At 65.4% G+C, this 26,861-nt stretch carries 25 protein-coding genes; 14 read left to right on the top strand and 11 right to left on the bottom strand.

Annotated features, from left to right (window positions below):
* The first annotated feature begins 22 nt into the window (after nt 1-22).
* The 3 genes from ETR14_RS03845 to ETR14_RS03835 all read left to right on the top strand — a co-directional run bounded on the left by ETR14_RS03845 (nt 23) and on the right by ETR14_RS03835 (nt 4,788).
* Nucleotides 23-1,624: a M28 family peptidase gene (locus tag ETR14_RS03845; RefSeq protein ID WP_129383445.1), complete on the top strand. Its 1,602-nt coding sequence runs from the start codon at nt 23-25 to the stop codon at nt 1,622-1,624.
* 85 nt (nt 1,625-1,709) lie between these two features.
* Complete coding sequence (locus ETR14_RS03840; RefSeq protein WP_165356300.1) at nt 1,710-3,896, top strand: bifunctional diguanylate cyclase/phosphodiesterase; 2,187 nt, start codon at nt 1,710-1,712, stop codon at nt 3,894-3,896.
* Nucleotides 3,897-3,951: 55 nt separating this feature from the next.
* On the top strand, nt 3,952-4,788 hold the full coding sequence (locus ETR14_RS03835; RefSeq protein ID WP_129383443.1) for an alpha/beta hydrolase: 837 nt from the start codon (nt 3,952-3,954) through the stop codon (nt 4,786-4,788).
* Nucleotides 4,789-4,824: 36 nt separating this feature from the next.
* Here ETR14_RS03835 and ETR14_RS03830 read toward each other — a convergent pair whose 3' ends face one another.
* The 3 genes from ETR14_RS03830 to ETR14_RS03820 all read right to left on the bottom strand — a co-directional run bounded on the left by ETR14_RS03830 (nt 4,825) and on the right by ETR14_RS03820 (nt 7,411).
* Entirely contained in the window at nt 4,825-5,454 is a 630-nt protein-coding gene (locus ETR14_RS03830; RefSeq protein WP_305851965.1) for a methyltransferase, read from the bottom strand.
* 131 nt (nt 5,455-5,585) lie between these two features.
* Nucleotides 5,586-5,954 carry a hypothetical protein gene (locus ETR14_RS03825; protein WP_129383441.1) on the bottom strand — a complete coding sequence of 123 codons (369 nt, stop codon included), beginning with the start codon at nt 5,952-5,954 and terminating at the stop codon, nt 5,586-5,588.
* Between the two features lie 77 nt (nt 5,955-6,031).
* On the bottom strand, nt 6,032-7,411 hold the full coding sequence (locus tag ETR14_RS03820) for a PLP-dependent aminotransferase family protein (protein WP_129383440.1): 1,380 nt from the start codon (nt 7,409-7,411) through the stop codon (nt 6,032-6,034).
* Nucleotides 7,412-7,487: 76 nt separating this feature from the next.
* Here ETR14_RS03820 and ETR14_RS03815 point away from each other — a divergent pair, with 76 nt between their 5' ends.
* From ETR14_RS03815 to ETR14_RS03795, 5 genes are all read left to right on the top strand, one after another.
* Nucleotides 7,488-7,898 carry a DUF983 domain-containing protein gene (locus ETR14_RS03815; protein ID WP_243455750.1) on the top strand — a complete coding sequence of 137 codons (411 nt, stop codon included), beginning with the start codon at nt 7,488-7,490 and terminating at the stop codon, nt 7,896-7,898.
* Nucleotides 7,899-8,093: 195 nt separating this feature from the next.
* The gene (locus ETR14_RS03810; protein WP_129383438.1) at nt 8,094-8,687 is read left to right on the top strand and encodes a DUF4142 domain-containing protein; all 594 of its coding nucleotides are present in this window, start codon (nt 8,094-8,096) and stop codon (nt 8,685-8,687) included.
* Between the two features lie 7 nt (nt 8,688-8,694).
* Nucleotides 8,695-10,251: a murein L,D-transpeptidase gene (locus ETR14_RS03805; protein ID WP_129383437.1), complete on the top strand. Its 1,557-nt coding sequence runs from the start codon at nt 8,695-8,697 to the stop codon at nt 10,249-10,251.
* A gap of 114 nt (nt 10,252-10,365) precedes the next feature.
* On the top strand, nt 10,366-11,283 hold the full coding sequence (locus ETR14_RS03800; protein ID WP_129383436.1) for an ABC transporter ATP-binding protein: 918 nt from the start codon (nt 10,366-10,368) through the stop codon (nt 11,281-11,283).
* Complete coding sequence (locus ETR14_RS03795; protein WP_129383435.1) at nt 11,276-12,127, top strand: ABC transporter permease; 852 nt, start codon at nt 11,276-11,278, stop codon at nt 12,125-12,127. The genes ETR14_RS03800 and ETR14_RS03795 overlap by 8 nt, the downstream gene beginning before the upstream one ends.
* Nucleotides 12,128-12,135: 8 nt before the next feature.
* Here the strand turns inward: ETR14_RS03795 and ETR14_RS03790 are convergent, their stop codons facing one another.
* The gene (locus ETR14_RS03790) at nt 12,136-12,339 is read right to left on the bottom strand and encodes a hypothetical protein (RefSeq protein WP_129383434.1); all 204 of its coding nucleotides are present in this window, start codon (nt 12,337-12,339) and stop codon (nt 12,136-12,138) included.
* A gap of 513 nt (nt 12,340-12,852) precedes the next feature.
* On the opposite strand from ETR14_RS03790, the gene ETR14_RS03785 reads away from it, so the two are divergent.
* The gene (locus tag ETR14_RS03785; protein WP_129383433.1) at nt 12,853-14,646 is read left to right on the top strand and encodes an ABC transporter ATP-binding protein; all 1,794 of its coding nucleotides are present in this window, start codon (nt 12,853-12,855) and stop codon (nt 14,644-14,646) included.
* 4 nt (nt 14,647-14,650) lie between these two features.
* Here the strand turns inward: ETR14_RS03785 and ETR14_RS03780 are convergent, their stop codons facing one another.
* Nucleotides 14,651-14,842: a hypothetical protein gene (locus ETR14_RS03780; protein WP_129383432.1), complete on the bottom strand. Its 192-nt coding sequence runs from the start codon at nt 14,840-14,842 to the stop codon at nt 14,651-14,653.
* Between the two features lie 185 nt (nt 14,843-15,027).
* On the opposite strand from ETR14_RS03780, the gene ETR14_RS03775 reads away from it, so the two are divergent.
* From ETR14_RS03775 to ETR14_RS03765, 3 genes are all read left to right on the top strand, one after another.
* Nucleotides 15,028-16,701 carry a hypothetical protein gene (locus ETR14_RS03775; protein ID WP_129383431.1) on the top strand — a complete coding sequence of 558 codons (1,674 nt, stop codon included), beginning with the start codon at nt 15,028-15,030 and terminating at the stop codon, nt 16,699-16,701.
* Between the two features lie 112 nt (nt 16,702-16,813).
* The gene (locus tag ETR14_RS03770) at nt 16,814-17,737 is read left to right on the top strand and encodes a glutaminase (RefSeq protein WP_129383430.1); all 924 of its coding nucleotides are present in this window, start codon (nt 16,814-16,816) and stop codon (nt 17,735-17,737) included.
* Nucleotides 17,738-17,913: 176 nt separating this feature from the next.
* The gene (locus tag ETR14_RS03765; protein WP_165356299.1) at nt 17,914-18,387 is read left to right on the top strand and encodes a helix-turn-helix domain-containing protein; all 474 of its coding nucleotides are present in this window, start codon (nt 17,914-17,916) and stop codon (nt 18,385-18,387) included.
* A gap of 6 nt (nt 18,388-18,393) precedes the next feature.
* Here ETR14_RS03765 and ETR14_RS03760 read toward each other — a convergent pair whose 3' ends face one another.
* The 5 genes from ETR14_RS03760 to ETR14_RS03740 all read right to left on the bottom strand — a co-directional run bounded on the left by ETR14_RS03760 (nt 18,394) and on the right by ETR14_RS03740 (nt 24,730).
* A complete protein-coding gene (locus ETR14_RS03760; RefSeq protein ID WP_129383428.1) occupies nt 18,394-19,545 on the bottom strand; it encodes an osmoprotectant NAGGN system M42 family peptidase in 1,152 nt (383 codons plus the stop codon).
* Entirely contained in the window at nt 19,526-21,283 is a 1,758-nt protein-coding gene (ngg, locus tag ETR14_RS03755) for an N-acetylglutaminylglutamine synthetase (RefSeq protein ID WP_129383427.1), read from the bottom strand. Before ngg ends, ETR14_RS03760 begins: the two co-directional genes overlap by 20 nt.
* Nucleotides 21,283-23,061: an N-acetylglutaminylglutamine amidotransferase gene (locus tag ETR14_RS03750; RefSeq protein WP_129383426.1), complete on the bottom strand. Its 1,779-nt coding sequence runs from the start codon at nt 23,059-23,061 to the stop codon at nt 21,283-21,285. The genes ngg and ETR14_RS03750 overlap by 1 nt, the downstream gene beginning before the upstream one ends.
* A gap of 148 nt (nt 23,062-23,209) precedes the next feature.
* Entirely contained in the window at nt 23,210-24,076 is an 867-nt protein-coding gene (locus tag ETR14_RS03745; RefSeq protein WP_129383425.1) for an S-methyl-5'-thioadenosine phosphorylase, read from the bottom strand.
* A gap of 51 nt (nt 24,077-24,127) precedes the next feature.
* Complete coding sequence (locus ETR14_RS03740) at nt 24,128-24,730, bottom strand: methyltransferase domain-containing protein (RefSeq protein ID WP_243455749.1); 603 nt, start codon at nt 24,728-24,730, stop codon at nt 24,128-24,130.
* 76 nt (nt 24,731-24,806) lie between these two features.
* Here ETR14_RS03740 and ETR14_RS28115 point away from each other — a divergent pair, with 76 nt between their 5' ends.
* Nucleotides 24,807-25,088: a hypothetical protein gene (locus tag ETR14_RS28115; RefSeq protein WP_165356228.1), complete on the top strand. Its 282-nt coding sequence runs from the start codon at nt 24,807-24,809 to the stop codon at nt 25,086-25,088.
* Nucleotides 25,089-25,299: 211 nt separating this feature from the next.
* Entirely contained in the window at nt 25,300-26,202 is a 903-nt protein-coding gene (locus ETR14_RS03735; protein WP_129383423.1) for a winged helix DNA-binding protein, read from the top strand.
* 48 nt (nt 26,203-26,250) lie between these two features.
* Here ETR14_RS03735 and ETR14_RS03730 read toward each other — a convergent pair whose 3' ends face one another.
* The gene (locus ETR14_RS03730) at nt 26,251-26,820 is read right to left on the bottom strand and encodes a LexA family transcriptional regulator (protein ID WP_129383422.1); all 570 of its coding nucleotides are present in this window, start codon (nt 26,818-26,820) and stop codon (nt 26,251-26,253) included.
* Nucleotides 26,821-26,861 lie beyond the last annotated feature (41 nt).

Raw genomic sequence — 26,861 nt, 5'->3', positions numbered from 1 at the left:
CGCCGCCCGCTTCACTCGGCGCATGATGCTCTCCATGCTGCTCGCGCTCGCCGCGGCCGATCCGATCTCCGCCGATCGGATCAAGGCCGACGTCCTGCAACTCTCCTCCGACGACTTCGCCGGACGCGGTCCCGGCGAAATCGGGGAGGAGAAGACGGTCGCCTATCTCGCGCAGCGCTTCGCTGCCGCCGGCCTGGAACCCGGAGGGGAGAATGGCGGCTGGTACCAGGATGTCCCGCTCGTCCGCCTGGATCGGCTCGAGGGCGCATCGATGACATTGAAGGTGAAGAACAGGGTGATCCCACTCGTCCTTGGCCGTGATGCGACATTGTCCCTGCGCAATGCCGGCGCAACCACGCTCGCCGATGCCGAACTCGTCTTCGCCGGCTTCGGCGTCGTCGACGCCGCCCGCGGCTGGAACGCGTATGAGGGCGTCGACTTGCACGGCAAGATCGCGGTCGTGCTGGCCAACGATCCCGATTTCGAGGCTGGCCGCGATCTCGGCTTCGAGGGACGGCGGATGGCCTATTCGGGCCGTGTGGGGGTGAAGTTCGAGGCTGCCGCGAAGGCCGGCGCGGCCGGGGTGCTGGTTATCCACGAAGAGGCCGCCGCAAGCTATCCGTTCGCCCAGGTCGGCAGTGGCGATGCGTTGCCGGCGATGACCTTTGCTCCCCTGGCGCCTTCGGCGATGAAGCTGACCGGATGGCTTTCGGGTGATGCCTCGCGATCGATGTTACGTTCGCTCGGCCTCGATCTGGTGCGGCTCAAGCAGGAGGCCCGCCGCCCGGATTTCCGGGCACGGCCGCTGGCCGGCGCTTCATTGTCGGCGCGGGGCGAGATCCGCGCCACTCCGTTCACCAGCCGCAACGTGATCGCGCGGCTGCCAGGCGCATCCCGGCCGGACGAACTCGTCCTGTACGGGGCGCACTGGGATGCCAACGGTCGTAACGGGCCGGACAGCAAAGGCGATCCGATCCGCAACGGCGCCATCGACAACGCCACCGGCACTGCCGAACTACTGGAGGTCGCGCGTGCCTTCGCCGCGGGGCCGCGCCCGACGCGTACGATCGTCTTCGCGGCTTGGACCGCCGAGGAAAAAGGGCTGCTCGGAGCGGACTATTATGCCTCGCACCCGCTTTACCCGCTGGCGCGGACGGCGGCGGTGATCAATCTCGATCCGCACGTGGTGCTGCCGGCCGCCCGCAACATCGAACTTATCGGAGGCGGCCGAACTCCGCTCGAAGCCGATCTGGCCCGCGTTGCCACGGCGCAGGGCCTGCGCACCGATGCCGAGCCCAATCCCGAAGCCGGCTGGTATTATCGCTCCGACCATTTCCCCTTTGCCCGGCGCGGGGTACCGGCGCTGTCCTTCCGTGCCGGGCGCGATCTGGTGCAGGGCGGCACCAGGGCGGGCGAGGCGATCGTAACGGCCTACAATGCGCGCTGCTATCACCAGCCCTGCGACTCGTTCAGCCCTGACTGGACCTTTGCGGGCACCGCGCAGGAGGCGCGAGTCGCCTTCGCTCTGGGCAGCGAACTGGCGAATAGCGCGGCGTGGCCGACCTGGAACGAAGGCGGCGAGTTCAAGCCTCTCCGCGACGAGACAACCGCGGCAAGGCGCTGACAGCGGCGGATCGCGAATCTACGGGGCGCCGGTAAGCGACCAATTAACCAGTCGCGGCTAGCGCCGGTCGTTGATGGCCGGGTTGATGATCGAGAAACGGCGGCATTCGCTGCTGACCGCGGTGGCGCTGCCCGCCGCGGCGGCGATGCTGGTGCTCGCCCTGCTGGTGGGCGCCGTGCTGAGCATGTCCGCGGCCGGCTCGGACGAGGCTGCGGTTCAGCGCCAGACCCGGCTCGCCAAGATCGGCCTTCGCCAAGGCTGGGCGGACATCCGCAAGACGCAGGAGGCCTCGACCAATTGGGACGACGCCGCCAGGCAATCGCTCGCGACGCCGCTCGACCATGACTGGATGGACCAGAATCTCGGCGTCTGGTTCTACACTTACTACAAATATGACGAAGCCTACCTGCTCGATCCCGCTGGGCGTCCGCTCTACGCCATGGTCGGGGGGAAGCGGCGTACTCCGGGTGTCTTTGCCGGTGTCTCGCAGGCGGTGCTGCCGTTCGCGGCCGATCTACACCGGCGGCTGCTGCGCGGCGACACGGCCTCGCCGGGCCCCGAACTGACGCTCAGCGCCAGCGGCCTCACCAGGATCCATGGCCGGCCCGCGATCGTCAGCGTCAAGCCGGTGGTGAGCGAGACCGGCGAGGTGGAACTCGCGCCGGGTCGCGAGCGGCTGCACGTCGTGGTGCGCTACATGGACGGGAATTTTCTCGAAACCTTGTCCACCATCTACGGCGTCGATGCGGCAAGTTTCACCACCCGCAAGACCTCCGACGCGGCATTGCAGCTGCGCGACGTGCGCGGGTCCGTCCTTGGCTACATAGAATGGGCTCCGTTCCGGCCGGGTCGCCAGGTTGCCGATCGCATGCTGCCCGCGTTGGTGGTGGCGCTGCTGCTTGTCGGTGGGGTATTGGTTTGGTTGCTCGGCCGAGGGCTTCGCTCGCGGGTCGAGCTGGAGGCGAGCCGGGCGCAGGCGCAGCATCTGGCCTTCCACGATCCGCTGACCGCATTGCCCAACCGCGCCCTGTTCGAGGACCGCTTGAATCACGCCCTCGTCGAAGCGCGCCAAGGCGGCAGTGTCGCGATCATGCTGCTCGATCTCGATCGCTTCAAGAACGTCAACGATACGCTCGGCCACCTCGCCGGCGACGCCCTTATTAAGGAATTTGGCGGGCGTTTGTCTGCGCTTCTGTCGGAGGGCGACACCATCGCGAGGCTCGGCGGTGACGAGTTCGGCATCCTGCTGACCGGCGCAGGCGCACGTGCCGAGATCGAAATCTTGTGCGCGCGGGTGCTGATGGCGGTGCACGCGCCGTTCACGGTGCTCGGGTCGGAAGCGCATGTGGGTGTCAGCATCGGCGTGGTGTTCGCGCCCGAAGCAGGCACGGACCGCACCGAATTGCTGCGCAAGGCGGACATCGCGCTCTACCGTGCCAAGGACGAGGGACGCGACTGCTATCGCATTTTCCAGCCCGGAATGGACGCCACGGTTCAACTGCGCAGCGGCATCGAGGACGATCTGCGTCGCGCCCTTGATGGGCAGGGTGAACTCTCCGTCCATTATCAGCCTCAGATCTCCGGCGCCGGCCGCCAGATCGTCGGAGTCGAGGCTTTGGCGCGGTGGAACCACCCGACTCGCGGCCCGATCGCGCCCGAGCAATTCATCCCGATCGCCGAAGCCACCGGACAGATCCGGCGGCTCGGTGCCTGGGTGATGCGCGAAGCCTGTGTCGCCTCCACCCGCTGGCCCGACATCGTCATGTCGGTGAACCTGTCGCCCGTCCAGTTCCGCTCGGGCGACCTCTTCGAAACCCTGATCGCGATCGTTCGAGAGACCGGCGCCGACGCACGGAGGATCCAGCTCGAAGTCACCGAGGGCGTTCTGCTCGATGACGACACAATGGTGCGGACCACGCTTGCGCAACTGCGCGGTGCGGGTTTCTCCGTTGCGCTCGACGATTTCGGGACCGGCTATTCGTCGCTGAGCTACCTGCGTCGGTTCGAGGTCGACAGGATCAAGATCGATCGCAGCTTCATCCACGCTCTTGGCCAGACGGTCGACTCCGCGGCGATCGTTTCCGCGGTCCTCTCGCTTGGCCAGGCGATGGGGCTGGCCGTGACGGCGGAAGGGGTGGAAACGGTGGACCAGCGGCGTTTCCTGGAAGCTGCCGGCTGCACCGAGATGCAGGGGTTCCTGTTCGCCGCGGCCATGCCGGCCGAGGAAATCGACATGTTGCTGGAGCGCCGCCGGTTCACCGACGCAGCCTGAGGCTGGACAAGTCCCCTGCGCTTGGGCGACCAAGTAGCAAAGGGGGATTGCCTTCATGATCGAATGCTCACGTCGCACGCTCGTCGGAGCGATCGCCTTGCTTGCAGCCATGCTCTCGTCGTCTGCCTTTGCCGCCGCGGAGACTGTCACCGTCAAGGCGGGCGATCGTGACCTCGTGCTCAGCGTCTGGCGGCCCGACAAGGCCAGAGCCGTAATCCTCTTCTCGCATGGCGGCGGCGGCGCGCCGGACGCTTATGAAAAGCTGATCGAGACCTGGCGCCGCGCCGACTTCCTGGTCGTGGCGCCGCTTCACACCGATTCGAAAATGCATGCGGGCGCTGATCACAGCCTGCAGTCGGCATTTGCGACCCGTATTGCGGACATCGCGGCTGCGGAAGCCTGGGCCGCTGCGGCGGCGCCGGGGCTGCCCCTGGCAGCGGCCGGTCATTCCTACGGCGCTCTGACCGCCATGATCAGCGGCGGTGCGCTGGATTCGATGGTTCATGCCAGAAGCAAGCGCGTCGGAGCCATTATTGCGCTCTCATCGCCAGGGCCCATCCCCGGCCTGATCGGCCCGGCAAGCTTCGCCACGCTCGACAAACCGTTGCTTCTGTTCACCGGCGACGCCGACACCATCCCGGGTTTCGCACCGGACTGGAAGGCGCACCTTGCGGCCTTCGAGACATCCGCGGCCGGTGCCAAATATGTCTGGATCGGCAAAGGCGCGACCCACATGCTCGCAACCGGCGACCCGACTTCGGATCGCGCCCTGGCGGATGCGGCCGCCTTGAGCGTAACCTTCCTTCAGGCACAACTGCTCGGAGACCAATCCGCGCGTGAAATCCTGAATACGCGCAAACCGACGGGCGCGGCCGAGTTCCGCAAGCGCTGAGTTCGGGGCGGGCAGCGGCCTCGTTCAGCCGAGAGTTCAGGCGGGGAGGATCTCTCGATCGCACTTCGCGGTTGCTGCCTCCACATCGACCGGTGGACACCGGAACGCGAATACGGACGTCTTCCTCGGCTCGCCGCCGGAGCGCTCGGCGATCTCATAGTTCGCGAGCGTCCGCAAGCGCCCGCGGGGGAGGCCGCGGCGCCATGGATCACCGATGAGGATTTGCGTGCCGAGCGCCGACCAGCGGTCCAGGCAAGAGGTCACGCCCGCAGCCAGATCGAAATCGTAGAACAGATCACCGACGAGGACCAACCCCGCGTCGAGCGACGCAGCCCTGGTCAGGTCTTCGTTCGCCACATCCATGTCGACTCCGTTCGCATGGGCGTTCAGCCGGGTTGCCGCGGCGGCGTAGGGATCGACGTCGACCGCTTTCACCGAGGCGGCCCCCGCCTTCGCGGCGGCGATGGCGACGAGCCCGGATCCGCAGCCGAGATCGAGCACGGTCTTTCCGGCGACCCAGGCGGGGTGGTCGAGAAGGAAGCGGGCAAGAGCGAGACCGCCGGTCCATGCGTAAGCCCAGTATGGGGTAGTGAATGCATCATCTATCGCCGCCAACCGGCCGAGACCGCTGGCGGGGACCGCCTGATGCAGCCGAATCTCGGGCACGAACGCGACCGGCTCAAGCGGTAGATTGGCCTCGATGAATTGGGTGCGTGCGGCGTGATCCACGACGATGGCTTACAGACGGGGGCTCGGGCCGAACAGGGTTTGTCGCGTTCGCCTGGAGATTGTGCGCATCATTTTCCAGCCGGTGGCTGTTGGGAGCGGGCCACGGCAGCGCGGAGTGCCACTGTTCGGCCCTGCAACTCCCGCGACTCGGCGGACGAAAGACCATCCCGGCCGTAGCGTTCGGCGAGTCGACCGATCTGGCGGGCTTCGCGGTTGAGGCGGCGCGCTTCGCCGCGGCTGATCATGCCGCTGTCGCGCGCATGATCGACACCGCTCCTGATCTCCCGCAATTCCCGGCGGACCGGCGGCGCATGCAGGCTGCTGTCACCAATGAACGGGTTAGCCGGACCGACATCCTCATAATCATGGCGCGGCGCGAACTGCGCGGTCGCCGGCATTGCGAGGCCGAGAAGAGCAAGGACAGCAAGGCGGCGCATCGATCGGCTCCAATTGCGTGAGTGGGGGATGTTCGTGCAGGGAAGCTGAACCGGTGCCGAACCGCCTAACTCCCTTGCTAGACCACGACATGTCCGCGTCGGACCGCTTGCGCCAGCAGGGCATCGAGACGGCGGGCTTCACGAACGACCGCATCCCGAGAACGCGCGCCGCCGAGCGAGAGCCGCAGCGCCTGATACGGTGCCTCGCCGTTGAAGCAGAAGCTGGAGCTCGGTGCCACTGGGAGACTGAAGCCGGCCGCCTGGGCGGTGATGTCCGCGGCGGCAAGGCGTGCGTCGAGCTTCAGCCACAGGTGATAGCCCTCAGGGCGATGTCGCACATCGACTCCGCTCAGCGAAGCGATTGCGGCGCGGCTCCGCGTTTCGGCTTCGGCACGGACGCCGCGGACCAATCGCGCGAACGTGCCGTCGGCGAGCCAATGTTTGACCAGAGCGAGATTGAGCGGCGGCGGCATGATCGCGGTTTCGTGAATGTCGCCGGCCAGCCGCGCGGCGCTGCGGAGATCGGGTGCGCGGACGAATCCGACGCGCAAACAGGGAGACAGGATCTTCGACACGCTGGTGACGTGCCAGGTGAGTTCGGGAACCAGAGCGGCGATGGGGGAAAGCGGATTTTCGGGCAGGCGACCATAAGGGTCATCCTCGATGATCCGGATGCCGAACCGCCGGGCTATGTCGGCGATCGCCTGCCGACGCGCCGAGCCCATGGTGGCGGTCGTCGGATTGTCGTTGGTCGGGATGACATAGAGTGCGGCGAGGGGCGCTCGCTTTGCCTCCCGCTCGAGCGCATCCGGCAGAATACCCTCCTCGTCCATTGCAAGCGGCACCAGCGTTGCGCCAAACCGCCGGGCAAGAGCGACAAAGCCCGGATAGGTGAACACTCCGGCAGCGATCCGATCACCGGATCCGAGCAGAATGCCGCAGACTGCGTGCAAGCCGTTCTGGGCGCCGGCCGTGACCACCACCTCGTCGGGCGACGTTCCGGCGATCGTCTTCGCCAGAAAACGTGCGGCCGCGATGCGGTCGTCCTCGCTGCCGCCGCTCGTCTGATAGTGAAGCGACGCTACGCTCTGTTCGATCATGTGCGGAATACCCGCCGCGATCGCCTCGCGCAGTAATCCGCCTTCGGGTTCCGGCGGCATGTTCATTCCGCCGGCAGCCTCGGAGGCGACAGCCCGCGGCGGCGAAGCGCCCGCTGCGGGACCTCGCACGAAGCTGCCGCGCCGTCCGTCGCTGTCGACGAGCCCACGGCGCGCTGCCTCCGCATAGGCACGTGTCACAGTGGTAAGATCGACTCCAAGCCGTTGCGCAAGTTCGCGCTGGCTCGGCAAGCGGTCACCGGCCGCGAGCCTTCCGTCGGCGACGTCCTGCGCCATCGCATCGGCGATGCGTCGATAGATCGGGCCGGAAGAGGTGGCGAGGGTAGGCGACCAGCGCATGAAGGCTTTCTTGAATTGTATGGGTAAAACGTCTACATGTATCCATGCATAACATCAACTCTGTATGGAATTTCGAGTGACCGATACGCAGGAAGCGCGCTTCGTGGATGGCCAGGGCAGGACCTGGCCGAAGCTCGACCCGCACAAGACGGGACCGTTCGGACGGTGCCCCCGCTGCGGCCAAGGTCATATTTTCCAGGGATTTCTGAAGATCCGTGCGGAATGCGAGGTCTGCGGGCTCGATTATTCCTTTGCTGAGCCTGCCGATGGTCCGGCCTTCTTCGTCCAGATGTTCACCTGCATTCCGGCCGTTCTGTGGATTCTGCTGCTGGAGATCTTCGCCAGCCCGCCTTTGTGGGTGCACATCGTCACCGGCCTGCCGTTGCTGCTGATCACGTGCGTGCTGCCGCTGCGCCCGCTCAAGGGATGGCTAGTAGCCAGCCAATTCTATTTCAAGGCGCAGGAAGGCCGGCTGGTGCGCGATTGACCAGCGTGGTCGCTTCTGCCGGCCACGAATAGTCTTTGCCGGAATTCTTCGCGACATTGCCGCGTTGCTGCCTCTCCTGAGCGTCTGTTCCGGTTCAAGCGTCGGGCTGTTCCGTTTTTGCGCGGAACCGAGGGGCGGGTGCCGTCGTATGTATCTCCGCAGCGGGGGCAAAACCTCGTTAGGGAGACACAAAGCATGAAAGCACTTCTTTTGGCGGCGAGCGCGGCATTGCTCGCGACTGCCTGTTCGTCGACGTCCGAGGACGAAACGGCCGCAGCCCCGAGCGAGGCGGCGCCCGCGGGCATGCCGGCGATGGAATATGTCGCCACCGCGGCGAGCAGCGACATGTTCGAGATTCAGTCGGGCCAGCTGGCTCTGCAGCGCTCCTGCGATCCGACGGTCCGCCAGTTCGCGCAGATGCTGGTAGACGATCACACCCGCACCACGGCCCAGATCACCCAGGCCGCTCAGACAGATGGCGTCACCCCGCCACCGCCGCAGATGATGCCGCGGCATATGGAGATGCTGCAGCGGCTGCAGGCTGCCGCTCCGGGCGGTTTCGAAAGCGCCTTCCGCAACGAGCAGATCATGGCGCACCAGGAGGCGTTGACCCTGCACCAGACCTTCTCGCAGGACGGCGACCGGCCGGCGCTTCGCACCGTCGCGTCGCAGGCGGTGCCGGTGATCCAGATGCACCTCAACCAGGCGCAAAGCCTGCCGAGCACCGCAGCGTGCGCAACACCGGCACCGGCACCGACGACGGATCGCAGGCGCGGCGAGCGCGGCTGATCGCCGGATGATGGATGGTCGGAAGACGCGGCGCTCCGCCGCGCGGAGGATTGCGCTCGCTGCAGCGCTGCTCGTCGCTTCGCACGCGGCGTTGCAGGCGCCATTGCAGGCCGCGTCGCCCTCTGTGCTCGAGGCGGAGGTCCGTTCGTCTTCCGACCGGACCGTGCGGCAGCTTTATGCGGCCCGCGGCTATGCGCCGTTGTGGACCGAGGGTTCGCGTCTGTCGGACGCCGCCGAAGCCGTGCTTGCGCGGCTCGAAACGGCGGATGCCGACGGGCTCGACCCCCGCGACTATCAGGTGCGGCGTTTGCGCAGCGCCTTCGATGATGCGAACTCTTCCAAGGGGGCGGCGCGCGCGGAAGTGCAGCTGTCGCGCGGCTTCCTGAAATATGCGCGGGATCTGCGCCGCAGCCGCGCCGCCGACATGACCTATGTCGACGCGGCCCTGATCCCGACGGCACCGTCGCCCGGAGCGACGCTCGATCGGGCGGCCGGAGCGGCGGGAAAGCCGGCCTCGCTGTCGGAGGCGCTCGGCACCCATCCTCTCTACGAGCAGCTGCGCGAGGCTTATCTTCTCTGGAGCGAGCGCTGGGGCGACTTGCCGCAAACCCGGATCGCCGAGGGACCGCCGCTGCGCAGCGGAATGCGGGGCGAGCGGGTGCAGGATCTGCGCATGCGGCTCGGGCTATCGCCTGGCGACCTGTTCGACGTCGAGACCGGTGCCGCCGTTCGCGCCTTTCAGGCCAGCCACGGGCTCGCCGGGAACGGCATCGCCGACAAGCCAACGATCGCCCTGCTGAACACCGGTCCGCGCGACTTCGCGGCCAAGCTCCGCCTCAATCTCGAGCGTGCGCGTGCGCTGCCGTCCATGGCGGATCGCTACGTCCTCGTTGACGCCGCCGCCCAGCGTTTGTGGATGTATCAGGGCGGCCGTCCGGTGGATTCGATGAAGGTGATCGTCGGCCGGGTCACCGAGCCGACACCGATGCTCGCCGCCTATATCCGTTTCGCGGTGCTGAACCCCTATTGGAACGTGCCGCCCGATCTGGTGCAGAGCCGGGTTGCGCCCAAGGTGCTTTCGCAAGGTCTCGGCTACATCCGGGCCGAGCGCTACCAGATTCTTTCCGACTGGTCCGACGACGCGAAGCCGGTGGACGCCAAGACGATCGACTGGCGTGCAGTAGCGAGAGGCGAGGTCGAAGTGCCGATGCGGCAATTGCCCGGACCGAAGAATTCGATGGGGAACATGAAGTTCATGTTCCCCAATCAGTTCGGTGTCTATCTGCACGACACACCCGACAAGCGGCTGTTCGGCGCCGCCGACCGGAAGCAGAGTGCCGGCTGCGTCCGCGTCGAGGATGCCAGGCGTCTGGCCCGCTGGCTGTTCGGTCGTGTGCCGACCGCAAAATCCGCGGCGCCCGAGCAACAGGTTCCGCTCAAGTCTCCGGTTCCGGTCTACATCACGTACCTGACCGCAGCCCCGACCGGCTCGGGCATCGCTATCCGGGAGGACATTTACGGTCGCGACGGCGAGGCGGGGCTGCGGCTTGCAGGACGGCGCTGACGCGCTCGGATCGATTGCAACATCCTCTCCCGTCGGCGGTGCCTTGCGTCGGCCTGCCTGGCGTGACACATCTTCGTGCGAGATGGGCTGCGGCGTTGGCCGCAAAGGGGGCGCATGACATTGCCGGTGGTGGAACTGGTCGATCTCGGGAAGGTCTACCGCGGCGGAAAGAACGGCGTGCAGGCCGTGAAGGGGGTGTCGATTTCCGTCGGTGCCGGCGAGGTCTACGGTTTCCTTGGCCCCAATGGTGCCGGAAAGAGCACAACCATCCGCATGTTGCTGGGATTGATCGCGCCGACGGCGGGCGAGGTGCACCTATTCGGTGAACCGCTCCGCAACAATCCGGCCGTGCTCCGGCGAGTCGGCTCCCTGGTCGACGGCGGCGCTTTCTATCCGTTCCTCTCCGGGCGGACGAACCTCCAGGTGCTGGCGAAAACGCATGGCGCCGGCGCCGATCGGATCGATGCATTGCTCGCCCAGGTCGGCCTGTCTGACGCGGCGAACCGTAAGGTGAAAGGCTACTCGACCGGGATGCGGCAACGCCTCGGCGTCGCCGCGGCCCTGCTTGGCGATCCGGAACTGGTTATCCTCGACGAACCTGTGAACGGCCTGGACGCCGCCGGTATCCAGGAGATGCGCCTGCTCATCCGCAGCCTGTCCGCCGATCACGGCAAGACGGTATTTCTGTCGAGTCACCTCCTGCACGAGGTCCAGCAGGTCTGCGACCGGGTTGCGATCATCAGCCGCGGCGAGGTGATCCGCGAGGCCACGATCCGCGACTTGCTATCGGCGGACGAGGGGCTGCGGCTGCATGCGTCACCCCTCGAACTCGCTCGCTCGGTGATCGAGGAACGATGGGCCGCGACCGCGGAGGGCGACAGCCTTCTCGTCAGCGCCACGCAGGAGGAAGCGCCGGAACTTGTTCGGCGCCTCGTCGGCGCGGGCGTCGACATCTTCGCGCTCGCGCCGGAGCGCCGCAACCTCGAGGAAGTGTTCCTCTCGATCACCCAGGAGGAGATGGCCGATGTTTGAAGCCTTCGCCGCCGAAACGCTGAAGTTCCGCCGCCATCGGGCTACCTGGTTCCTGGTCTGGATCTATCCGATCGCATGCCTGATATTGTCGGTTCTGCTGATCCTCATCGGGCTCTCGCAAGCGCGGCCGCAGGTCGTCGCGCCCGCCGCCGCCAAATGGATCGAGAGCACGGCCGCGATCTGGTACGTGCCGCCGCACATGTTCGGCCGCTATCTGATCGCAGCGTTCACCGCGTTCGTCTTTGCCGGCGAATATGGCTGGAACACGTGGAAGCTGGTGGTCCCGCACCGCGCAAGGGGCGCGCTGATCGCCGCGAAATATGGGGTGACCATCCTGTTCCTCTATGCGGCGTTCCTGCTCACCGGGCTGCTGACCTTGGCGATGGGGTGGCTCGGCGACGTGGTTCTCGGGACTCCGATCCCGGACGGGATCACGGCCTCGGCACTGGCTGAGGCGCAATATATCGGGGCGTTGAAGGCGCTGTCGCCAGTGCTCGTGACGATCGCCTATACCAGTCTCGCGGCGATACTCACCCGATCGACCATCGCCGCTTTGGTGATCGGCCTGGTCGCCGTGACTGCGGAGCAGGCCTTCCTCGGACTGTCGCCTTTGCTTGCCGTTTATGCGCCGCGGCTCGTCTGGGCCTTGTACCAGCTGCTTCCCGGCTACCATTTCGACAATCTTTCGAGCTGGCTCAGCGAAGGTGCGGCCTTTCAGGCCAGCCTTCCGGAGACGGAGCCAATTGCCTGGTCATGGATCGGCTCGCTTGCGGCGATCGCAGCATGGGTGATCGGTGTGGCGGGACTGACGTTCGTCAGCTTCAAGCGTCAAGACATCAACTGATCGACTGATCAGGCGGCCGTGCGCGACGGCGCCAAGTCGTTGATGCTGTCCGGCTTTGGCCTGTTCGGCAGCGATGCGCCCGTGCCACCGGCATGCGTGCGGCGCAGCCAGATGTCGATCGAGCGGCTGAGGTTCTCACGCGATTGCTGCTGAATGATCCGGCCGTCGAGCTCGTCCGACGAAGCAACGAGCGGGTCATGAAGCGACTTCATTTCCTTCCTTCCTTCCATCCGAGAAACCCTCCGGCCAGGACGGCTCTGCGGGAAAGAGGAAAAATGGCTGGGTGTCCGCCTGTTCGGCGTGCGAGGACCGTCCCCCAACGATCCTCCACCCAGCCTCTGCTCCACCCCCGGGAGCCGTGACCTCTCTGTCCCGCCCCGCAACTATGGCCACACGGAGGCGGTATAACTACGGCCTTTCACCGGAAATACCCGCCGTAAGAACAGGACAGATACAGGCCACCCGCCGTGTCCGTGATGAGATGTGCGCATATGTGCGCAGCGGCGGCTGGGCGTGGTCCGAGGTCGGCGGCGCGGCCGGGCTGGCGGGGTCCTCGGATTTGGGCTATCGGAGCCGCTCACTCATGGAGGGAGCGTTGATGACTGCGATTCGCAATCCGTTCTCCCGCCGAGGCCTTCGCAAAGGCTGACTTCGGTTTCGGTGCGCCGCATTGCGCACCAGCGAGTGACAACAAGAACAAGGACGCGCGGCAGCGCGGCAGCATCATGAACTCCAAGAACAAGCAGGCGTCCTCCGCACTGGGCGTCGTTCTCGCCTTCGCATGGGCGAAGTGGAAGCGGCGCCCTTGGCTCGCCGCGGCCGTGTGCGGAGCGATGTCGGCAGCGACGGTCACCGAGATCTTCGTCCCGCTGTTCGCCGGGCGGATGATCGATGCCCTCGGCGCCGGCGCCGCCGGCAGCCGGTCGGCCTGGGCCGCGTTCGTCGCGATCGCGTTGCTGGGGACGGCAATGGTGGCGCTTCGCCATCTCGCCTGGTGGGGAGTCGTGCCGTTGACTCAGGCGACTATGCGGGAGACGGCTTCCGAGGCGTTCCAGCGGGTCCAGCGGCTCTCGTCCGGTTGGCATGCGAACAGCTTCTCGGGCTCGACGGTTCGCAAGATCACACGCGGTATGTGGGCGCTCGACACCCTCAACGATGTTCTCTTGCTCGCGCTGCTGCCGTCGGTGGTGGTGCTGGTCGGCACCGTGCTGCTGCTGACCCTGCACTGGCCCGTGCTCGGACTGGTCATGACGCTCGGCGCGTTGCTCTACGGCGGCCTCACGATCATTCTGGCGACGGTGGTTCTTGCGCCCGCGGCGCGCCTGTCGAACCAGTGGGACACCCGGGTAGGCGGCGTGCTGGCCGACGCGATCGCGACCAATGCCGTCGTGAAGGCGTTCGGGGCGGAAGATCGCGAGGATCAGGGCCTGAGCCGCATCCTGCAGAAATGGAGCCGGCGGACGACCCGCACCTGGATGTTGTTCACCTGGAGCGGCACCAGCCAACTGGCCCTGCTGTGGCTGATGCGGATGGGGGTGACCGGGACTGCGCTCTGGCTGTGGTCGGCCGGGCGGGCGAGCGCGGGCGAGGTCGTCTACGTGCTGACGAGCTACCTTGTCCTCCACGGCTATCTTCGCGACATCGGCCAGCACGTTCACCAGTTTCAGCGTTCCGTAAACGAGATGGAGGAGATGGTCCGCCTGCACGACGAACCCTTCGGCGTGGCGGATCTGCCGGATGCCCGGCCGATCCGGGTCGATCGCGGAGAGATCGTCTTCGATCATGTGGCGTTCCGTTATGGTGGGCACCTGACCCCGCTGTACGAGGGGCTGAACGTGTCGATACCTGCCGGCCAACACGTCGCGCTGGTCGGGCGCTCCGGATCGGGCAAGACCACCTTCGTCAAGCTGATCCAGAGACTGCACGACGTCCGTTCGGGCGCGATCCGGATCGACGGCCAGGATATCGCAACGGTGTTGCAGACCTCGCTTCGCCGGCAGATCGCGATCGTGCCGCAGGAGCCGCTGCTGTTTCACCGCAGCCTGGCAGACAACATCGCTTATGCGAGGCCGGACGCAAGCCAGGCGGAGATCGAGCAGGCGGCATCGCTCGCCAACGCCCACGCTTTCATTTCCGCATTGCCGCAAGCCTATCGCACGCTGGTGGGTGAACGGGGCGTCAAGCTCTCCGGGGGCGAACGTCAGCGGGTCGCCCTGGCGAGGGCGTTTCTCGCCGATGCACCCATTCTGGTCCTGGACGAAGCGACGTCGAGTCTCGATTCAGACTCGGAAGCGCTGATCCAGCAGGCGATCGAACGGCTCCTCGTCGGGCGCACCGCGATCGTCATCGCCCATCGCTTGTCGACCGTGCGGGCGCTGGACCGGATCCTGGTCTTCGATCAGGGACGGATCGTGGAGGATGGGACTCATGAAGCGCTGCTGGCCCGGAAGGATGGCTCCTACCGGCGCATGTTCGAACGGCAATCGGGCTCCGGCGGCGCCGAAGAGCTGCTGAGCTAGGCTGCTACAGGCTTTCGGCAAGGACGCGCGGCGCAGGGTCCCGGTGCAGCAGGACGGCGTCGCGCCAGACCTCGACGGCCCGGCCGCGGGCGAAGCGGCGCGCGTAGGCAAGTGCGCCTTCGTCGTTGAAGAAACCGACTTGCTGTTCGACGCGGTGCGCCCCGCGTTCCTGGAAGCAGAGCCTGTACAGAGGCATGGCGTCTCACTCCATCTCTCGGACAGACGAAGTTGCACCGCTCACGTCGCCGAGTCCATGGGGAGGAAGGCCGCGCGCTTGCGGACCGCCTGTGACTTGCAACGGTCCGGCGTATCGGCTTCTTTGCGGCCGTCGTCGCTGCTAACAGGTTCGGGCCGGCGACACGGACGACACAGGAGAGTTGAATGCGCAAACTGGCGCTCGCCGCCCTCATGCTTGCCGCGACCGGCTGCGCGGCGACGTCGGGTGACAGGGAGATTGCAGGCCCTTCGACACCGGACTCAGGCTACGATCTGGCTGCGTCGCGGGCCCAGATCGCACGCATCGCAATGCCCGCCAACACCGCGTTTCTCAACGCGGAAGAGCGATCCGTGATCAACCTGCTCATCCAGGCGGCCGAGCTGATGAACCCGATTTATCTGCGTCAGCGGTCCGTCGGGAATCCGACCGTGCGTGCGGAGATCGAACGCAGCCGGGATCCCCGCCGGGCGCAATGGCTCGATATGTTCGATCTTCATTTCGGGCCCTGGGACACGCTTGCGGAGAATCGTCCCTTCTATGGCGATACACCACCGCCGGCGGGTGCCGGCTTCTACCCGCGCGATCTCACCAAGGAGGTGTTCGAGGCCTATCTTGCGGCCAATCCGGAGCAGAAGGAGGCCCTTATGTCGCCGTACACCGTGGTGCGGCGGCAGGGCGAGAAGCTGGTGGCGATCCCGTACAGCGTCGAATATCGGGAGTGGCTGGAGCCCGCGGCGCGGCTGCTCGAACAAGCCGCGGCCCGAACCTCGAACAGGAGCCTGCGCAACTTTCTCAGCCTCCGCGCGAAAGCGTTCCGAACCAACGATTATTACGCATCCGAGCTGGCCTGGATGGATGTCGAGAACACGCCGATCGAGGTCGTGATCGGTCCCTACGAGGTCTATACCGATACGCTCTACGGCACGAAGACCGCGTTCGAGGCTTTCGTGACGGTGCAGGACCCGAAGGAAAGCGCGGCTCTCGCCAAGTATAAGAGCCTGCTACCCGACATGGAACGGAACCTTCCCGTCGAGGAGCGCTACAAGAATTTCAACCGCCCGTTCACGTCGCCGATCCTGGTTGCCGACCAGGTGCATGGTGGTGGCGACAATGTTCCCGGCGTGCAGACCGTTGCCTTCAACCTGCCCAATGACGAGCGCGTGCGCGAGCAGAAGGGCGCCAAGAAGGTGATCCTGGCCAACGTGCTCGGCGCCAAATATGACCGGATCCTGGCACCGATGGCGTCGCTGGTGCTGGTGCCCGATCAGGCGCGGCTCGTCTCGAAGAAATATATGGAGGGGGAGACCCTCTTCCACGAGCTCTCCCATAGCCTGGGGCCGGGAACGATCATCCTGGACGGACGGCAGACCACGGTGAATGCCGAGCTCAAGGACGTCTATTCCGCGAGCGAAGAGGCCAAGGCCGACGTCATGGGGGTGTGGAACATCCTCTACCTGATGCGGCGCGGCGAGATGCCGGTGGCAGAACGCGAGCAGCTGCTCGCGACCTATTTCGCCGGGATCTTCCGCGCCGTCCGTTTCGGCGTCGACGAGGCGCACGGGCGCGGGGCCGCGATGCAGTACAGCTACCTCAAGGACAAGGGGGCGTTCGCTTGGGACGGCAAGGCGGGACGGTTCCGGGTCGACTATGACAGGCTCGAAGCGGGTCTGCGCGATCTCGTGGCCGATCTCGTGCGGTTGCAGGGCAATGGCGATTATGCGGGGACGAAGGCGTTCTTCGATCGCTACGCCAGGCTCGACGAGCATGTCGAGACGGTGCTTGCCGCGACGACCCACATCCCGACGGACATTCAGCCGGACTATCCGGATCGCGTCTGAGCGCTGCCATGTGCAGGACGGGCTGTTGCCATTCCGGGTCGGGAACATTCCGCCGGCGGAGCGGCGTGGACGGGTGGGCGTTGCCTGAACGTGAAGCTTCCAGGAGACGAGGATGGACTATCAAGCGCTGATCGAAGACGTTCTGAGCGACGTTCACGCCTATCGCGGAACCGGCAAGGTCGCGTCCTATATTCCCGTGCTCGCCCAGGCGGATCCGCACAAGTTCGGCATGGCGATCGCGCTCGAGGATGGTTCGACCTTCGTCGCGGGTGATGGCGAGGAGGCCTTCACCATCCAGAGCCTCTCCTACGTCTTCAGCCTCGCGCTTGCCCTACACCATGTGAAATCGGCCTTGTGGAACCACGTCGGCCGCGAACCGGCGGGATCCCCGGTGAACTCGATCATCCAGCTCGAGATCGAGAAGGGGAAGCCGCGCAACCCGCTGACCAGTTCCGGCGCCCTGGTGGTCTGCGACCAGCTGATCGGCCGTCGCGGACGCGAGGAGGCCTGCGCCGAACTGCTCGAATTCCTGCGCACGCGATCGGGCGCGTCCGACATCGGCATCGACGAGTCGATCGCGATGTCGGAATCACGCGCGGGTGCGTTCAACCGCAGCCTCGCTCACTTCGTGGCGGCGTTCGGAAATCTTTCCAACCCGCCGGAAGAAGTCCTCTCCCTTTACTACCGCCAGTGTTCGGTCGCGATGAGCTGCCGCCAGCTTGCCCAGGCCGGCCTGTTCCTCGCGTTCGACGGTGTCGATCCGGTGAAGGGGGAAGTGGTCTGCACGCCTTCGCGGGCGCGTCGCATCAACGCACTCATGCTGACCAGCGGCCACTATGACAATAGCGGCGATTTCGCCTTCCGCGTCGGCCTGCCCGGGAAGAGCGCGGTCAGCGGAGCGATCCTCGCGATCGTACCGCGGGTCGGAGTGGTGTCCGTGTGGTCGCCAGGCCTCAACGATGCCGGAACTTCGCTGGTGGGGGCGGTCGCGCTCGAGCGACTGGTCGAGCGAACAGGGTGGTCGATCTTCGTCTGACTCCGATCAGCTTGATCCTTGTTAATCTGATAGCAAGGAACGCGCGGCCTCTCCAAAGTGTTGATCCCGAAGAATAAACAGCCGGCCTGGAGTGGCCGCCGCTTCGGAGAACCGGGTTGAACGCGTCCTTTCTGTCTCCTTTTTCGTCGGCTTTCTCTGCGTCCATCCCTTCGTCCGTGTCCGCTCTGCCGTTCCTGTTCGTCCGCAACGATGCCCAGGACGAGGAGTGGAAGGTGAAGGCGGCGCTGGCGACGGCCGCCGCCGCGGAGCGTGCGGACGACACGCGGCGCAATACGCGCGGCCGGTTGGCCTATCTGCTGTGCGAGCTCGGCTTTCAGCTTGGCCGGCATGGGGGGGACCGGGACGCGTCCCTGCCGCTCCCCAGGCAAGAACTGTCGCGCACGCTGGATGTGCCGCTGTGCAAGGTGAAGCGGACCCTGGCGCTGCTCAGCCTCTCCCAGGTGATCCGGATCGAGGGCGACACGATGCGAATCGTCGACTGGCGCCGCCTGAGCAGCGTCGCCCAATATGATCCGGCGCGCCTGGAAGTGCACGAGGAGGAGGATGAACTCTTCGCCAGCGCAGGTGCGGGGCAGGAAGAGCCTTCGCCGCGGCTCACCGCCGCAGGGGATCCGGCCTGCTTCGTCTGACGGCTCTCACCCGTGCGCGGACGGGTCGTCGTGGCTGTGCGGGGCGGGATCGGTCGGTTGCTCTGTGAAGCCTTCGAGACCCGCCAGTTCCTCGATGTCGCGCGCGATCTCGACGGGGCTTGCCGCATAGAGATAGGTGAGCTCGGCGATCGACTTGAGCGCGTGGAGATGGATCCGCTCGTAAGAGTGGCTTGCGTCGATGCCGAATGTGATCAGCGCGGTGCGCACGTCGGCGCCGCCTTCGAGGGCCGACGCACTGTCGGAGCGATAGTAGCGAAAGACATCGCGCTGGTGCCGGATGTCGTGTTCGGCGCAGAGCCGGATGAGCTTGCGGGTGAGGTGGTAATCAAACGGTCCAACCTGGTCCGCCATGCCGATCGTCACCCCGAATTCGGCACTGTTCTGGCCGGGAGCGGTGGTGCCGTTGTCGATCGACACCATCGCCACGACATTGTCGAGCAGCACCGCCGAGGCGCCCGATCCGACCTCCTCGGTGATGGTGAAGATGAAGTGGATGTCTACGGGCACGCGCACCCGATCGTCGACCATAGCCTTCAGCGCGGCGAGCATCGCCGCGACACCGGCTTTGTCGTCCAGATGACGCGACACGATATAGCCGTTGTCGAGGAATTCGGTACCCGGGTCGATCGCAACATGATCGCCGATGTGGATGCCGAGCGCTTCGACGCTCTTGCGATCGGTGCAATCGGCATCGATGCGAAGCTCGACATGCTGCCAACCGACCGGTTGTGTGTCGATTTCCTCGTTGAAGGTGTGGCCCGATGCCTTGAGGGGCAGGATCGTGCCGCGAAACGCGCCTTCGTCGCTGAGGATGGTGCAGCGAGTGGTCTCGGCCGCGCGCGCCGACCAGGTGCCGACCGGCACGAGTTCCAGCCGGCCATTGTCCTTGATCATCTTCACGGTGGCGCCGAGCGTGTCGAGATGCGACACGATCGCGCGAGCGCCTTCCACCTCGCGTCCGCGATACAGGGCGAGGATCGCGCCGCGACGGGTGACGGAGTAGGGCACCCCCATCCTCTCCAATTCCTCGGAAAGATAGCGGACGATGGGATCGGTGTAGCCGGTTGGGCTCGGGATCGCGAGCAGCCGCCGCAACTGGTCGGCGAGATAGTCGCAATCAATGCTGGGCAGCGGCATCGGCTCTCCTGACATCGCGGGCGGCGGCCGGCATGCTCAGCGGGAACAGCAGGTCGATGAAGCGCTCGGCGGTGGGCTGAGGCTCGTGGTTGGCAAGGCCCGGCCGCTCGTTGGCCTCGATGAAAACGTAATCAGGCTCGGTGGGGTTGGGCACGATGAAATCGACTCCGACCACCGGAATGTCGATCGCACGCGCCACTTTGATCGCGGCCTCGACGAGGCGCGGGTGGACCAGTTCGGTGACGTCGTGGATGGTACCGCCGGTGTGCAGGTTCGCGGCCTTGCGGACAGCGAAGGCAACACCTTCGGCGGGGACATCGTCCAGCCGGTAGCCGGCCTTGGCGACGCAGCGCTCGGTCTCGGCATCCAGCGGAATATTGGATTCGCCGCCGGTTGCCGCAGCCCGCCGGCGCGACTGGCGCTCGATCAGCTGGCGCACCGTGTCGCGCCCATTGCCGATGACCTCCGCCGGGCGACGGATTGCAGCGGCGACAAGCTTGAAGCCGATCACGACCAGACGGAGATCGTCGCCCTTGTGGAAGCTCTCGACCAGCACCCGGTCGCTGTGCTGCCGCGCGATGCCGATCGCCTGTTCGACGCTTTCGATCGTGTCCAGATCGACGGCGACGCCGCGGCCCTGTTCGCCGCGGGCCGGTTTGACCACCAGCGATCCATATCTTTCCAGCATCGCCCTAACGGCTTCCTGGTCGTCGGCCTCGATCTCGTCGGGCACCGACACCCCGGCAGCCTCGACGATCCGCCGGGTCATCGCCTTGTCGTCGCAGATCGACAGCGCCACCGCGGTGGTCAGATCGGACAGGGACTCGCGGCAGCGGATGGTGCGGCCGCCGGAGCGCAGCTCGAACAGACCGCCATCGGCGTCGATCACCTCCACTCCGATGCCGCGGCGCCGCGCCTCGTTGATGATGATCCGGGCATAGGGATTCATCGCCTTGGCAGGATCGTTGCCGGCGAACAGCCGCTCGTTGATCACGTTGCGGCGCTTGACCGCGAAGACTGGCAGGCGGTGAAAGCCGAGCTTTTCGTACAAGGCGATCGCGCCCTTGTTGTCGTGGAGAACGGACAGATCCATCGTCGCGGCGCCGCGGGCGATATAATGTTCGGCGAGCCAGCGGATCAGAGCTTCGCCGACTCCGGGATGCGGAGTTTGCGGATCGACGGCGAGGGTCCAGAGCGACGCGCCTTTCTCCGGATCGTCGAACGCGCAGACGTGGTCGATGCCGGTGACCGTGCCGATGATGGCTCCAGTCTCCTCATCCTCCGCAACGAAATAGGTGAGCAGGCGGCCATTGGCCTGTTGCTCGAAAAAGTCCGGACGGACTTCGATCATCCTGTGCAGAGCATAAAGCCGGTTGACGCCGTCTATGTCCGTATCGGGGACCAGACGGCGCACCACGAAGCCCGAGGGGCGCCGGTCCGCGGCGCGATAGGTAGCGAGCTTCAGCCGGAAGGTGTGCGAGGGATCCAGGAAGAGTTCCGCCGGTGCGGCCGCGAGCAGGACGTGCGGATCGCTGACGTACATCGCAATGTCGCGCTGCTCCTGTCCTTCCGTTCGGATCTCGGAGAGAAGATGGTCGGCGTCCCCGAAGGTCTGCGCGAACAGGATCCGGCCCCAGCCGCAGTCGGCGAGGGCGTTCGCCCGCGGTTGTGGTCCGTGCGGGTTCTTGAGGAACGGGAACAGGCCGGGACGCGCCCGATCATCGCTGCGGCTGGCCATCAGCCCACTCCGTGCGACTGCAGCCAAAGCTCGATCAGGCCGACCTGCCAGAGCTCGGAACCGCGCAGCGGCGTGATGTGACCGGTCGGATCGGCAAACAGCATGTCGAGATAATCCCGGGAGAACAGCCCGCGTTCCCTGGCGGGCGCGCTCGACAGCGCATCGCGGACGAGTTCGAGATAGGGCCCGTCGATATATTTCAGCGCCGGAACCGGGAAATAGCCCTTGGGGCGGTCGATCACTTCTGACGGGATCACCTTCCGGGCGACCTCCTTGAGGATGCCCTTGCCGCCGCCGGCAAGCTTCAAGTCTGACGGAATGCGCGCGGCGAGCTCCGCGAGGTCGTGATCGAGGAACGGCACCCGCGCCTCGAGACCCCACGCCATCGTCATGTTGTCGACCCGTTTCACCGGATCGTCGACGAGCATGACATTGCTGTCGATCCGCAAAGCCTTCGCAACAGGATCTTCCGCTCCGGCGCGGCCGAAATGATCGCGAACGAAGTCGAGCGGCCCGGTGGCGCCGCCCCGCCACGCCGCGCCGAGATGGCGGTTCAGCGTCTCCGCGTCGCGATCGAAAAAGGCACGTGCGTAGCGGTCGACGGGATCGTCGGCTCCCGCGATCGGCGGATACCAATGATAGCCCGCGAACACCTCGTCGGCGCCCTGGCCGGACTGGACAACCTTGATGTGCTTGGCGACCTCTCGCGAGAGCAGATAGAACCCGATATTGTCATAGCTGACCATCGGCTCGGCCATCGCCTCGATTGCCCCCGGCAGCTCGCGCAGCAGGTCTTCCGACGGCACGAACAACTTGTGATGGTTGGTGCCGTAGTGGCGGGCGATCAGATCGGAATAGACGAATTCGTCGCCTTTCTCGCCATGCGCTTCCTCGAAGCCGATCGAAAAGGTGGCGAGGCCGTGCTGACCCATCTCCGCGAGCAGACCGACGATCAGGCTGGAATCGACGCCGCCGGACAGCAGGACGCCGACGGGCACATCGGCAACCATGCGCCGCTCCACTGCCGTACGCAGCGCGCTGAGCAGCATCTCCTGCCATTCGGCGTCGCTGCGGCCGGCATCGCCCGCCTGCTGGCCGAATGGCGGATCCCAGTAGAGGCGGTCTTCGAACCCGCCGTCCTCGTCATAGATGCGGACGGTCGCCGGAGGGAGCTTTCGGACGCCTTTGAGGATGGTGAGGGGCGGTGGCACGACTGCGTGCCAGCTCATGTAGAAATGCAGCGCCTCACGATCGACACTGGTGTCGACATCGCCTGCTGCGACGATCCCGGGCAGAGTGGAGGCGAAGCGGAGCCGTTCCGGCGTCGCCGAATAATAAAGCGGTTTGATGCCGAAGCGATCGCGCGCCAGGATTATTCGACCGCTCTCGCGCTCGTGGATCGCAAAGGCGAACATGCCCTTGAACCGCCGGACGCAGTCCGGGCCCCAGGCGTGCCACGCCTTAAGGATCACCTCGGTGTCGCCGCCTGAGAAGAATCGGTAGCCGAGCGTCTGCAGTTCCTGCCGCAGCGGCTGGTAATTGTAGATGCATCCATTGAACACGAGGTCGAGCCCGAGTTCGGGATCCGCCATCGGCTGAGCGGAGCGCTGCGAAAGATCGATGATCTTGAGCCGTTGGTGCCCGAAGCCGACTCGCCCGCGCATCAGCTGCCCGCAGGAATCCGGGCCTCGCCGGCGCTGGCTGTGCATCATCGTCGCAACCGCCGAGGCATCGGCGATGCCGGAGCGGAAACGGACTTCGCCGGCAATGCCGCACATCAGGCGGTCGCCTTCGATATCGAAACTATGTGGATCATTCTTCCCGGGGAAGTTGTGGCGAGGAATGATCCGTGAACGGGAATGGCGGCGAAACGATCCGCCGGTTGAGGTAGATTAGGAGGATATCCGGGCAGCTCCCACGTCGACGTCAGCCGATCGCCCGCCGACAGACGGCGTCGAGCCTTGCGAGCATCTTCGGATCGCGTGCCGAAGGTGCGGTGATCAGGGCCGCATCGAGCACGGTGTCGATCGGCGATGCTTCGCGGGTGGGCGGCAGCGCTTTGGCGAACAGTTCGACCATCGTCCGGGCACGTCCGGCATTGGCCATTAGCTGTGCGATGATCTCGGCAACCTCGACCGGCTTGTCGCCGACGCGCCAGCAATCGTAATCGGTGACCATGCCGACCAATGCATAAGGGAGTTCCGCTTCGCGGGCGAGCTTCGCTTCGGGCATGGCCGTCATTCCGATCACGTCACAGCCCCATTGCCGGTACAACTCGCTTTCTGCACGGGAGGAGAATTGCGGGCCTTCCATGGCGAGGTAGGTGCCGCCGCGGGTCACGTCCGATCCAGCCGCTTCGGCAGCGTCTGAGAGCATCGCCGACAGCCGAGGGCAGGTGGGGTCCGCCATCGACACGTGCGCGACCAGCCCGGGTCCGAAGAAACTGGAAGGCCGTCCCACGGTGCGATCGATGAACTGATCGACGACGACGAACCGGCCGGGCGGCAGCTCTTCGCGGAGCGAGCCGATTGCCGAAATGGCTACCACGTCGGTGCAGCCGGCGCGCTTCAAGGCATCGATGTTGGCACGGAAGTTGAGATCGCCTGGCGGAATCCGGTGACCGCGCCCGTGGCGGGGCAGAAACACGAATTTATGCCCATACAATCGCCCGATCAGCAACTCGTCCGAGGGTGCGTCCCACGGCGTATCCACCGCGATCCATTGCGCATCTTCCAGTGCCTCCATCTCATACAGGCCGGAGCCGCCGATGATGCCGATCGTCCATTCGCTCATGACGCTTCTGCTAGGCCGAGCAAGGGGCTCCCGGCAAGCTGTTCCCCTGGATCAACCTGCCGGCCTCCTGAAGCGAAACACGAAACGGTCGGTCTTGCCGCGGATCGCCGGGTCGAACACGTTCTTGCTGTGATCGTCGTCGGCATCGTGCAGCAGATTGCTTTCGCCGTCGAAGACGAAGCCCGCCGCTTCGAAGTCGGCGCGAACCTTGGCCGGATCGATGCGGTGCAGCTTCTCGACCACATCGCGCGTGTCGCCGGACGGACCGACGTGATCGATCACTCCGACGGCGCCGCCTGGCCGCGTCGCGGCATAGACCGCCTTGAGAAAGGCGGCCGGATCCATCCGCGGAAACTTATATTCTTCGCTCTGCCAATAGGTGTCGTGGTACACCATGTGCAGCAGGACGAAATCGAAGTCATCAGCAGGCAGCGACACGGCGTTGGCGGGGGTGAGAAAGATGCCGGCGTTGGGTACCCGCGATTTGAGCTCGGCCCAGGCGGCACGGCTCTTGTCGGTTGAGAAATTCGCTGGATTCCAGGCCAGCGCGAGGCCCTTCGGCCCGACCGCGCGGGCCATGATCTCGGTATAATAGCCCGTGCCTGCGAACAGATCGAGCGCACGGTCCCCCTCCTCGAGTCCAAGGAACCGCAAGACCTCGGCAGGTTTGCGGCTTCGATCCAATTCTCGCGCCGACGCAGGCCGTCCGCTCGCGGCAACGGCCGCTGCGATGTTTGCCGGTTTCGAGTCGCCGGGCGCCGCGGTGCACGCCAGCAGAAGCCCGGCCGTGATGAGCCCGATCCTGCGCATGATGATCCTCCCCATGTTCGATGGGATGCAGACTGATGCCGCGGCTCGCCAGAGCGATGGGCTTTGCGACAAAAGGCGTTCCCGCATCGACGGACCACCTGTGCGTAGCACCGGCATGTGGATATCCGAAGGGATGCGCTGTGGATCGGCGGGAAAGGCCTGTGGAAAAATCCTCCGCTTCGGCGGCTTTATCTGGCGATGAGGATTCGCTTTGAACGAAAAAGCAGGTTAAAAAAGGCAGCAAGGTCCGTTGCTTGGCACACTCGAACGCACAGGTTGATTGCGCCGACCAACAGGATTGCAAGCGGGGGACGTCAGCCGGTGAGCGGGAAAGCCGCTCCGAAATGGAGCAAGGCACGGCTGTCGCCGCTCGAAAACGGAGATAATCTTCGTCGAGGTAGGAGTAGCGGACGATGGGGTCGCGAGCAGGGCATGGCAGGGGTCGGCAGGAAGCCATCGTCTACGACGATGCGCCGTTCCTGCTTTTGTTCGGACACCGCCGGGCATTCGGTCGGGCGCGCGACGCCGCAGCTGCTGCCGGGTTCCGGATTGGCCGCGAGACGTCGTGCCCACTGACAGCGATCAGGTTGGCCGGCGAAATCGCAGCAGATGCCATTCTCGTCGCGGCCGACCCTGAGCCAGGCGCGACGGCGATCCACGAATTCGTCGATGCCGCAGCGGTCGACTCGGGGATGCCGATTGTCGTTTCCGGCCTGAATGCCGCAGACGTTCACCCGATATCGGCACGACGCCATGGCGCTCGGGTGTCGTTCGCTCCTGACGGGCTTAGCCTGCTGCAGAGGTTGCACCAGATCGGGGCACGCGGATCCTTGCGCTTTCACGATGCCAAGAATCATGGCGGTCCACGGCTCCAGCAACTCAGCGAGGAAGTCGGGCGGATCGCAACGATCCTCGCCTCTCTCTCGGAAGACGATCCGATCGAAGATCTGGAGCGAGACGACGGTTTGCGCATCGACGCGGCTCTGGTGCGCTCGGTCATTCGTGTTCGCAGGCTGCGGGATCATTATTTCCGCAGCGCGATGTTCGCCGATCCGGCGTGGGACATGCTGCTCGATCTCTACGCGGCAAGGTTGGAACGGCAGCGGGTTGCGGTCTCCAGCCTGTGTATCGCGGCGGCGGTGCCGGCGACCACGGCCTTGCGCTGGATCAAGACGATGACCGATCAGCGGCTGTTCGTCAGAGTCGCGGATCCGCAGGACGGCCGCCGGGTGTTCATCGAATTGTCGGATGAAGCCGCCGCCGGGCTAGAGGCTTATCTCAAGGCGGCCCAGCGCATCTGCCCGCTGATCGTCTGACCATAGCGTTGGGATAGGGGCGCCAAGCTGGTGGCGTGTGCGCCCGCTCTACAGATCCCGAACCGCCTTCAAGACCCTTCCGATGACGATGAACTCCTCCTGTCCCGGGTAGATCGTGCGGTGCGCCGTGTTGGTGGAGCAGGGCTCGAGCCGAGCAGGTTGATCCTGATATTGCTTGAACGTGGTCTCACCTGAGGCATTTCGAACCACGTAATAGCGGCGCGGTAGAAGCTCGCGCTGGGAGGGGTCGACGATCACCGCTTCGCCATCGGCGACGATCTTGTTCATCGAATCGCCCTCGACGATGACGACGAAGGAGTCGCTGCTAAGATCTCCGTCGGGGCTGGGCATGTACCCCCGGATATGCTCGAAGCCTTCGCGCCAAGCACCGGCCGACACCAGGCCGACGATCGGGAGCGGATGCGGGCGGCTTCGTTCGCCTTCACGGCCGTCCAGACCGAAGTAGCGGCGAAGGATGTTGCCCTCTTCCAGCTTCAGGTTGCGCTTGCCGCTCAGCGTCTTCGACATCTTGTCGGGCGTGATCCCGATCAGCCGGGCGAGGCCCGCCTGGTTTTCGCCACGCTCCTCCATCAGCTGCCTAAGTTGCTCGACGTTCATGACCAATCTCTCGCCAAATGTATGTGGCGATTATCGCAATA

The sequence above is a fragment of the Sphingosinicella sp. BN140058 genome, from assembly GCF_004135585.1.
Taxonomy (GTDB): Bacteria; Pseudomonadota; Alphaproteobacteria; order Sphingomonadales; family Sphingomonadaceae; genus Allosphingosinicella.
The sequence above is the reverse complement of the archived record's forward strand: the minus strand, read 5'-3'. Positions and strand labels throughout refer to the sequence as shown.